Raw genomic sequence first — 8,704 nt, forward strand, 5'->3', positions numbered from 1 at the left:
ATTAGATACTGTAATTAATAACGCCGAGATGAAAAGGATTAAAAACAATATTGATATATCAAATTCAAACCTATTACTCACTGAGAACTTACAAAAAATGGGTGCCAGTGACACCTATATCAATAAAGTATTGGAGAGTGCACCATTTGAATATAAAATATCTTATTGTGATTTAAGCGGAATGTTAAAACATACAAACATTACGCTATTTAAAGCAGGAAAAATAAACCCTAATTATAATGATGATTCGCAAATCGAGTTAGTTGAATCAATCATAAAATCAATAGATAATAATATTTCTCAATGGCTAACCAATCCATTAGAGATTAAGCTAATGGAGAACCATCATCATAATAATATTCTTGAATGCACTTCGGAAATAATTAATGCAATAGGGATTAAGGAAAAGGTATCAATATAAATTAATTTGATAATGATTAATGAGGCTGGTAGTACCAGCCTCTTATTCGATAAAATTTCCAGTTAGCTAAATAACCTTGGGGCAAAAGCGAGTTAGTTGTACCAACTAAGACTCGATCTGACACTATTGATGATCTGATCAAAATCCAATCAGACAGTCGGCTTTGTGCCAGAAGCCGACGTTTTTGATACGAAGGAAACTAAATCAAGATCTAAGGTGATACTATTCAGTTGGTTCGGACGATTATTCGGGTTATAAATCTTATATGTCGTTCCAGCGATCTTTATTGATGGTGGCAGGCTATTAAATCTGTTAGTTTTCAGTGCGGGTTTGAAAACGGTAATCAGGACAGAAGGTGCTACGCGCGCTTTAAAATGTGCACTATACTTTTGATCAAATAGCGCTGAGTGCAGACCCCTTCATTCATGGAGGGGATAAACGGCTATCGGAGCGCGAAACCTCGAGGGTGAGAACTCCGAATGTTTTGACGTTCAGTGGATGCCCCGCCGTTCCCGCATAGCGGCTGGCGTAGCCAGAGGGCGGGGAGGCTGTCCACTCTGCTATATAACCAATAGAAGCCAAATAGGCTTCCATTGTCGAACTCACTATACTCAACGAAGCTGAGCGTGATGCTCAGAAACTGCTGGCTCAGATATCCCAAATTTTCATTATTTGCGTAATCGATGATTCGAGAATAGTCAGAGGAACTCCATCCCTAGCCAAAGTTGAAAATCCTGACAGGAAGCTATCGAACATTACTGCCATTACTGTAGGATCGTTTTCGCCCGCTAATTCACCATCATCTATAGCGCGCTGGACACAGGAAATGAAACCTTTCCGTACTCGTTCTCTGGCATCGGCCAGCAGTTTTTGGATATGTTTGTGTTCCGATGAGCAGACGCTGGCTGACAGCACTAGTAAGCAGCCCGGAGGGTGGCTATACTCCGTCTGCATTTTTGCTGAACGACGTAGAGCCAGCTCAATAGCCTCTTTAGGAGGAAGAGTTTGATCCCAAAGACTAACGTTTACCTGACCATACGTATCGAGATAACGGATTACCACTTCTTTAAATAATATCTCTTTGGAACCAAAAGCCGCATAGAAACTGGGAGCGGAAATACCGCCCATCCCGGCCTTGAGTTGGCTTAAAGACGTTGATTCATAGCCATGCTCCCAGAACAGCAACATTGCTTGATTGATCGCTTCATCACGATCGAAGCTACGTGGACGCCCCATCTTAGCCATAACCATTTCCTCATTGAAAATAAACTTAAATACTAATCAGTATAAAAGTTCTTGACAAGATAACCTCATCACAACTAACTTTTATACCAATTGATACATATATTAAAGGAGTCATTTTGATGCACGAAAACACCTCTGCGTTACTTGGAGAGACGAGTGAACGCCTACCAATTTCTGGACTACTTGCACTGGCAATGACGGGTTTTATCGCCATTCTGACTGAGACACTTCCTGCAGGATTGTTACCACAAATTGGCATAGATCTCGGTGTTTCAGAGGCGCTAGCTGGCCAACTAGTAACACTTTACGCTCTGGGTTCTCTATTAGCGGCAATTCCTCTTACAGCAGCAACACGCGGCTGGCGCCGACGACCTGTCTTACTACTCGCCATTGGTGGCTTCCTGATTTTCAATACCATTACCGCGCTGTCTTCCAATTATTTTCTGACGTTGATTGCGCGTTTTCTGGCTGGAGTGGCTGCGGGTCTTGCATGGGGACTTTTAGCGGGTTACGCACGCCGAATGGTACCCGTTTCATTGCAAGGCCGGGCAATGGCGGTGGCGATGGTGGGAACACCAATCGCACTGTCTCTAGGTGTTCCTATTGGAACTTGGGTAGGCAATCTCATTGGCTGGAGAGGAACCTTCGCTATTATGTCTGGCTTGACGCTGATACTGGTGATATGGGTTATGCTTAAGCTGCCTGATTTTCCTGGCCAAAGTGCAAATCATCGAATTCCTGTTCACAAAGTCTTTACCACAGCAGGCATACGTCCGGTATTGCTTGTTATCCTGTTCTGGATGCTGGCACACAACATTCTTTATACCTACATCGCACCTTTCCTCGTACCAGCGGGACTGTCAGATCGTGTTGACTTCATTCTACTGGTATTCGGGGTAGCGGCTTTACTCGGTATTTGGATCATCGGTCTACTGGTTGATCGCTATCTACGAATACTGGTATTGCTCAGTCTTAGCGTATTCACCTTAACTGCCATCATGCTTGGTTTTGGCGGTAATATCCCGTCTGTTATTTATCTGGGCATTACTCTGTGGGGATTAACTTTTGGTGGTGCTGCTACATTACTGCAAACTGCTTCTGCAGACGCAGCAGGGGATGGTGCCGATGTGGCACAGTCCATGGTTGTTACAGCTTGGAACCTTGCTATTGCTGGTGGCGGCATAATCGGGGGAGTATTACTGGAAACCAGCAGTGTATCCTCATTCCCTTGGGCTATATGTATGTTGCTATTGATCGGGTTAATCGTGGCTTGGAAGGCAAAAAAACATGGTTTTCCCCATAGCCGCCAAGCTCCTCTGCTATGAGTGCGCTTAGTTGGATAAATATGCACGAGGTGAAATAAAAATAAAGTCTTATGCCTATGGTAGCCAAGAGATTCTCGTGAATGCAGATGCCCAATGTATATGGTTTCAGATATGTCACAGTTCGTTAATTTTCCTTGTCAGTCAGGGCGCTATAGTTTCCTTATGTTAAGCTCGCTTCCAACCCTAATTTAGGATAGCATCTGCGCCTTTTTAAAATTTTCAACGATTGAGAATGAGGAAACTTATGTTCATCGGTTTTGACTATGGCACATCGAATTGCGCAGTAGCAGAGATAATCGGGGATACACCACGGCTGATTGCTATCGAAAATGATAATTTTTACATGCCTTCTGCTTTGGCGGCACCGACCCGGGAATCTGTTTCTGAGCACTTATTTCGTCACCGGAATATCAGCCCAGGCAATCAAGCGGGTGAACAGCTTCTTCGTAGTGCGATTGCTGCAAACTATGAGGAAGGTATTGAGCTTTTGCCAGATGATATCGTATTTGGGCAAGAAGCACTGGCTCGATATTTGGAAGATCCTCAGGATGTTTACTATGTAAAATCACCAAAATCCTTCTTGGGTGCAATGGGATTAAGGGATATCCAAATCAGCTTCTTTGAAGATCTGGTTTGCGCAATGATGGCGAATATCAAACAACAAGTAGAAATCAATAAACAACAAGCTATTGAAAAGGTTGTGATCGGTCGTCCGGTTAATTTTCACGGACGGGGTGGCGATAAATCTAACCAACAAGCTGAGAAGATTTTACTTGATGCAGCAAAACGAGCAGGGTTTCGCAATATTGAGTTCCAATTTGAGCCAGTTGCAGCAGGTTTGGAATATGAAGCCACTCTGGCAGAAGATAAAACAGTATTAGTCGTTGATATTGGTGGTGGAACGACAGACTGCTCCCTTATCCGAATGGGGCCAAGCTGGCGAGGAAAATCTGAACGGAAGGATAGCTTACTGGCACACACTGGTCAGCGTATCGGTGGAAACGATTTAGATATTAATCTGACCTTTAAACAGCTAATGCACCCTTTTGGGTTAGGAAGCAAAGTTATCTCAGGCATTGATATGCCACTAACTCAGTTTTGGAATCCGATTGCCATTAATGATGTACAGGCTCAGAAAGATTTCTATTCTCGCCAGAATTTGGCGGTATTAAAATCCTTGTACAGGGATGCTCAAGAACCAGAAAAATTAGCTCGATTATTGAAAGTATATCAAGACACATTGGGATATAGCTTGGTTCGCAGTGCAGAAGAAACCAAAATTGCCCTTTCAGAGCAATCTGAACACCGAGTTAAGCTAAATTTATTATCAGAGATTATTGAGGTTAGTATCCAGCGCGGTCAGATGATTGACGCAATCGAATCCACTAAAGCGAAAATGGCTAAATTAGTTAGCGAAGCGGTAGTACAAGGAGGTACTCAGCCTGATGTGATCTTTATGACGGGAGGTTCAGCAAGTTCACCGATCCTTCGTCAGGCAGTTGAACAAGAGTTACCGGGTATTCCATTAGTTGGCGGTAATTACTTTGGTTCCGTGACTACAGGTCTGGCACGCTGGGCAAAAATTTGTTTCGCTTGATAGGCCACAAGCAGATTCAATAATACTGAGTCTGCTTTTTTTATTATTAATAATATTACTCACCGTGAGTACACACAACTTACCCCATATTTTGATGCTCATTACCATAAACTACTTAATCTTATCCATATATGGATATTGAATTATGAGCTGACTCACATAATAAGCGCCAAACTATCAGTCAGCGCTTTGCTATTTCTTATTCGATGCCGTCTTGCAGAGAGTCCTTATCGATTCAGCAGCGCCGAGTGCAACAATAACCACTTCTCCACCAGAGATATTACCTGATCACTCTCTTCACCATATTGCGCCATTACAATAGCTCCATCAATGAGCAATGTGATTTGCTTAGACAGCACCCGCTGTTCTGGTATATCAGGCAGGAATTCTGCGAGCGTTTCTGTCATTTCCTGTTTATGAGACAGCACAACAGGTTGTATTTCAGGTAATGCCTGAGAAAATTCAATCGCAGAATTAATAAAAGCACAACCGCGAAATTCGCTGCTCATAAACCATTTTTTCAGTACGGCAGGAATTGCTTTTATGAGTGTTCCATAGACAGACATTTCAGCGGTTAATGTCATACGGAACCAATCTATCCAGCGCTGATGTCTGTATTCAAGAAAAGCCATGATCAAATCATTTTTAGAGGGGAAATGCCGAAAATGGTCAAAAGAACGAGAATACCGATTAATTAAAGAGTTATGGGCCTATGATGAAAACCGCATTGCTGTCAGGTTCGCCTATGAATGGCAAGATGATTCAGGAAACTGGTATCGCAGCTATGGTAATGAAAACTGGGAGTTTAACGAACAGGGGCTTATGACCAACCGATATGCCTGTATTAATGACGTACCGATCAAGAAAGAAGAACGCCTCTTTTTATGGCCGTTGGGGTGTCGGCCTGATGATCACCCTGAACTTTCAGAATACGGGCTTTAATAACCCGCTGATGGATAAGCGTTAAGTCAGCAATTATCATCATGTCCTGCCACGGAAGGCTATATATCATGCGTTTTACCAGATAAGGCGGACATTATGACTATGATTAAACAGCGATTACATGCACTTCTTCATTACATCGATGAACATATTGATACACAGATGGATGGAGAAAGTTTGAGTCGTGTTGCAGCTTGTTCTAAGTATCACTTTCACAGATTGTTTTCAGCAAATTACAGCATCGGCGTTGCTGCCTATATCAGACAACTTCGATTGAAAAAAGCCGTTCATGATCTCGCCTATAGCAACAGTCCAGTTATAGACATTGCTTTTGCATGTGGATATGAAAGTCCCGAAGCATTCTCAAGAGCATTTAAAAGCGCTATTGGTCAAAGTCCCACTGAATTCAGGAAAAAGCCTGATTGGTCTGTCTGGTATAGCCAACACCAAATCATAAATGAAATTAGGACTAAAGTGATGAATGAGAAATTACCTCATCTTGAAGTAAAAATCATTGATTTTCCAGAAACTTCAATTGCAGTTATGGAGCACAAAGGCTCTCCAACGAATATCGGTCATACAATCAGAGCATTCAAAAAGTGGAGAATAAACAATAAACTACCACTTGGACGGTACAAAACGTTCAATCTTGTTTATGCAGATCCGACAAAAGTTGAGCCGGATGAATATAAATTTGATTTGTGTGTCGAAGTCTCCTCAATGTTTGAGATTAACAACCCAATAATTATCAAAAAAACCATTCCATCAGGAAAATGTGCTTATATAAGACATATTGGTCCAGATGAGGAAATAACTTGCTTAGTCAATGACTTGTATACACACTGGCTATCGGAAAACAACCAAGAAGTCCGGGATTTTCCACTATTTTTTGAACGAGTAAAGTTATTCCCTTATGTCCCAGAAACTGAGGCTGTGACAGATATCTACCTGCCTCTGGTGTAAAAAGCCATACATCTCTCTTTCAAATTGCGGTTGTGTCGGTTATGCCGTAATTTGAAACCCACTTGGTATATGATTGCCTAGTCTCTTAATCAGGAATGTCGACTAAGAGACCGGGCTTTCATGAGTACAAAAAACAAACTAATATTACCCTGGTGTCGGGCGAGCAAAAATTTTCATTCAAAATAATGAAGATATTTTACCGATACAGAAGGAAAGAAAAGCTCCTTCCTAACCTTTCAGATAAATATCAATTTTAACTTATGTTTTTATAGTAAAATAAATACACCAGACAAATACTAAAATCAACAAATAAAACATCAAATGGTGATTTTAGTGATGAATTTATACGTTATTTTTTGGTGCCACATGAACAAAATATCAACCAAAAATCACATATGCCATTGATAAATAATAATTAAACTTAAATTCCCTGAAAATTTTCTACGCCCTGATAAAAAATGAGATAAAACAGTAAATTCCCCCATTGATAGTGTGAATATAAACAGGGTTACTGCATAAATATACGTAACATAATTACATGTAGTTATAAATGAATTAGTTTATGGGTTATAGAAAAGTAATATCATTTTTATGTGATTATGGAAAATAAGAGTACTGGTTTAAGTAGGAGCGGGTTTTAAATAGGTAATAGCATGGGGGAATCCCCCCATGCGGCTTACTAGTTTGCTGTTTTGACAACCCACCGATTAAATAAATAACGTGAGCCGTAAGCGGGAAATACGTTAAACAATGCAAAGAAAATCTTAATTAAGATTTGTACGATCATCATAGTAACAATTTGATTTATAGGTAATTTTCCATAAAACGCCACAAAGCAGAAAATAAAACTATCAATCACTGATGCAATGAATGTACTGAAAAATACTCTTAACGCCAAAAAACGAGAATTTGTCATATCTTTCAGCTTGCACAAGATATAAGAATTGACAAGCTCCGAAACTAAAAATGACAAAGAGGATGCAAAGATTGCCGATAATATATGATTCATCAGAGCATTATACTGATCATTTAAATCCCAATTTGCAATTGCCGGTAAACTTGTTGAAATGCTCAATAAGGATACGATAATCAGATTAGAAATTAATGACATGTATATTGCTTTTCTTGCTAATCTGAATCCATAAAATTCACTCAGCAAATCAATAACTAAAAATGAAAAAGGGTAAATAAACGTACCAGGAGTAACAATAATATCAAGGTATTCAATATAAACGGGTTTTGCTGCTGCTATGTTGCTGAATGTATAGAAAATTGTCAGTAATAATGCGAGAAATGAATAAATAATCCAGGATTTTTCATTACGCTCTTCAATTTCATAAACTGAGGGAGTATTTGGAAAACTAGAATACAACTTTCTATAAAGTGATTTTATCTCGTGATTGTCCAGGTCATCCGCTATTTCGCTCTTTTCAAGCTCCTTTGTGTTTATTTTCAATACCTTTCCGGTTGATAAAATTAATACATTTGCTGTATTATCCTGACTGTTGAATCCCAGTAACTTATATTTTTTTCCCATATCCGAACCGCTCTTCCATTATATCCCCAATCACCATAAAACTATCCAAATTCTCTTGAGTAAATTCTTTTATATGAAACTTTTGCTTTTTTGGATCGAAACATAACTTTGGATTATTGTTCTGATAGTTACCCCTCTTAATTATTAATAAATCACCTGCATTATATTTACCTGAAAAATCATTCTCAAGTAAAACAGCAACGATATTAGGCCCTGAACCAAAATAATAAGTCAGTGGCCTATCCACAATCAGAGAACCTATTTTACTGTCAGAGAAGTCAGAAGTAATGCATTCAGATTGCATAAATAACGGAACAGCACTGGGATTCATGTTTCCTTCATAAGAGACAACCGCGTCCAAACGTTCTTTTTCTGCAATATCAGTTGCCTCTATTTCACTATATGATACGCCAAAGAAATTGGAGACTTTTTGTATTGTAGAAGAGTGAACGTTTTGAACTCTGCCATCCAAAATATTGTAGATAGTTGTACGGTTAAGCCCTGTTCGATCACAGAGAGATACTCTTGTTTCCCCTCTGGAATCAAGTAGGTATTGTAAGTTTTTTTTCAGGTGTTCCATTTTTTGTTTCTTATACATATTAACGCCCAGAAAAATATATAACTGGCTAACTTATATGAACTTTTAGACTAATCATTTTTTCTTAGAGCAAGGA

9 protein-coding genes and 1 pseudogene are annotated in these 8,704 nt (G+C 39.8%); 5 read left to right on the plus strand and 5 right to left on the minus strand.

Going from position 1 to position 8,704, the window contains the following annotated elements; all coding sequences use genetic code 11:
* Window positions 1–421 (plus strand): hypothetical protein (locus AB204_RS15965; protein ID WP_047964367.1); only part of this gene is annotated, 421 nt, incomplete at its 5' end.
* Window positions 422–844: 423 nt separating this feature from the next.
* On the opposite strand, the gene AB204_RS22480 is transcribed toward AB204_RS15965, so the two are convergent.
* Together AB204_RS22480 and AB204_RS15970 are read right to left on the minus strand one after the other, a co-directional pair.
* The gene (locus tag AB204_RS22480) at window positions 845–1,027 is read right to left on the minus strand and encodes a hypothetical protein (protein WP_152671552.1); all 183 of its coding nucleotides are present in this window, start codon (window positions 1,025–1,027) and stop codon (window positions 845–847) included.
* Window positions 1,028–1,069: 42 nt separating this feature from the next.
* Window positions 1,070–1,666: a TetR/AcrR family transcriptional regulator gene (locus tag AB204_RS15970; protein ID WP_047964368.1), complete on the minus strand. Its 597-nt coding sequence runs from the start codon at window positions 1,664–1,666 to the stop codon at window positions 1,070–1,072.
* A 119-nt stretch (window positions 1,667–1,785) separates the two neighbouring features.
* Here AB204_RS15970 and AB204_RS15975 point away from each other — a divergent pair, with 119 nt between their 5' ends.
* Window positions 1,786–2,991, plus strand: coding sequence for an MFS transporter (locus AB204_RS15975; RefSeq protein WP_047964369.1), 1,206 nt, complete (start codon window positions 1,786–1,788; stop codon window positions 2,989–2,991).
* 244 nt (window positions 2,992–3,235) lie between these two features.
* The gene (yegD, locus tag AB204_RS15980; RefSeq protein WP_047964370.1) at window positions 3,236–4,588 is read left to right on the plus strand and encodes a molecular chaperone; all 1,353 of its coding nucleotides are present in this window, start codon (window positions 3,236–3,238) and stop codon (window positions 4,586–4,588) included.
* 227 nt (window positions 4,589–4,815) lie between these two features.
* Here yegD and AB204_RS15985 read toward each other — a convergent pair whose 3' ends face one another.
* Complete coding sequence (locus AB204_RS15985; protein ID WP_053067928.1) at window positions 4,816–5,220, minus strand: hypothetical protein; 405 nt, start codon at window positions 5,218–5,220, stop codon at window positions 4,816–4,818.
* Window positions 5,221–5,248: 28 nt separating this feature from the next.
* Between AB204_RS15985 and AB204_RS15990 the strand changes: the two are divergent.
* Both AB204_RS15990 and AB204_RS15995 read left to right on the plus strand, forming a co-directional pair.
* Window positions 5,249–5,530: pseudogene (locus AB204_RS15990) on the plus strand (DUF1348 family protein); the annotation flags it as partial.
* A gap of 96 nt (window positions 5,531–5,626) precedes the next feature.
* Window positions 5,627–6,493, plus strand: a complete 867-nt coding sequence (locus AB204_RS15995; RefSeq protein WP_047964371.1) for an AraC family transcriptional regulator — start codon at window positions 5,627–5,629, stop codon at window positions 6,491–6,493.
* A 679-nt stretch (window positions 6,494–7,172) separates the two neighbouring features.
* Here AB204_RS15995 and AB204_RS16000 read toward each other — a convergent pair.
* Together AB204_RS16000 and AB204_RS16005 are read right to left on the minus strand one after the other, a co-directional pair.
* On the minus strand, window positions 7,173–8,030 hold the full coding sequence (locus AB204_RS16000) for a queuosine precursor transporter (protein ID WP_047964372.1): 858 nt from the start codon (window positions 8,028–8,030) through the stop codon (window positions 7,173–7,175).
* On the minus strand, window positions 8,014–8,628 hold the full coding sequence (locus AB204_RS16005) for a helix-turn-helix domain-containing protein (protein ID WP_047964373.1): 615 nt from the start codon (window positions 8,626–8,628) through the stop codon (window positions 8,014–8,016). Before AB204_RS16005 ends, AB204_RS16000 begins: the two co-directional genes overlap by 17 nt.
* Window positions 8,629–8,704 lie beyond the last annotated feature (76 nt).

The sequence above is a fragment of the Xenorhabdus khoisanae genome, assembly GCF_001037465.1.
Classification (GTDB): Bacteria; Pseudomonadota; Gammaproteobacteria; order Enterobacterales; family Enterobacteriaceae; genus Xenorhabdus; species Xenorhabdus khoisanae.

Coding starts and splice junctions, on each gene's coding strand:
- AB204_RS15970 (WP_047964368.1), bottom strand. CDS start 1,666: ATGGCTAAGATGGGGCGTCCACGTAGCTTCGATCGTGATGAAGCGATC.
- AB204_RS15975 (WP_047964369.1), top strand. CDS start 1,786: ATGCACGAAAACACCTCTGCGTTACTTGGAGAGACGAGTGAACGCCTA.
- yegD (WP_047964370.1), top strand. CDS start 3,236: ATGTTCATCGGTTTTGACTATGGCACATCGAATTGCGCAGTAGCAGAG.
- AB204_RS15985 (WP_053067928.1), bottom strand. CDS start 5,220: ATGGCTTTTCTTGAATACAGACATCAGCGCTGGATAGATTGGTTCCGT.
- AB204_RS15995 (WP_047964371.1), top strand. CDS start 5,627: ATGACTATGATTAAACAGCGATTACATGCACTTCTTCATTACATCGAT.
- AB204_RS16000 (WP_047964372.1), bottom strand. CDS start 8,030: ATGGGAAAAAAATATAAGTTACTGGGATTCAACAGTCAGGATAATACA.
- AB204_RS16005 (WP_047964373.1), bottom strand. CDS start 8,628: ATGTATAAGAAACAAAAAATGGAACACCTGAAAAAAAACTTACAATAC.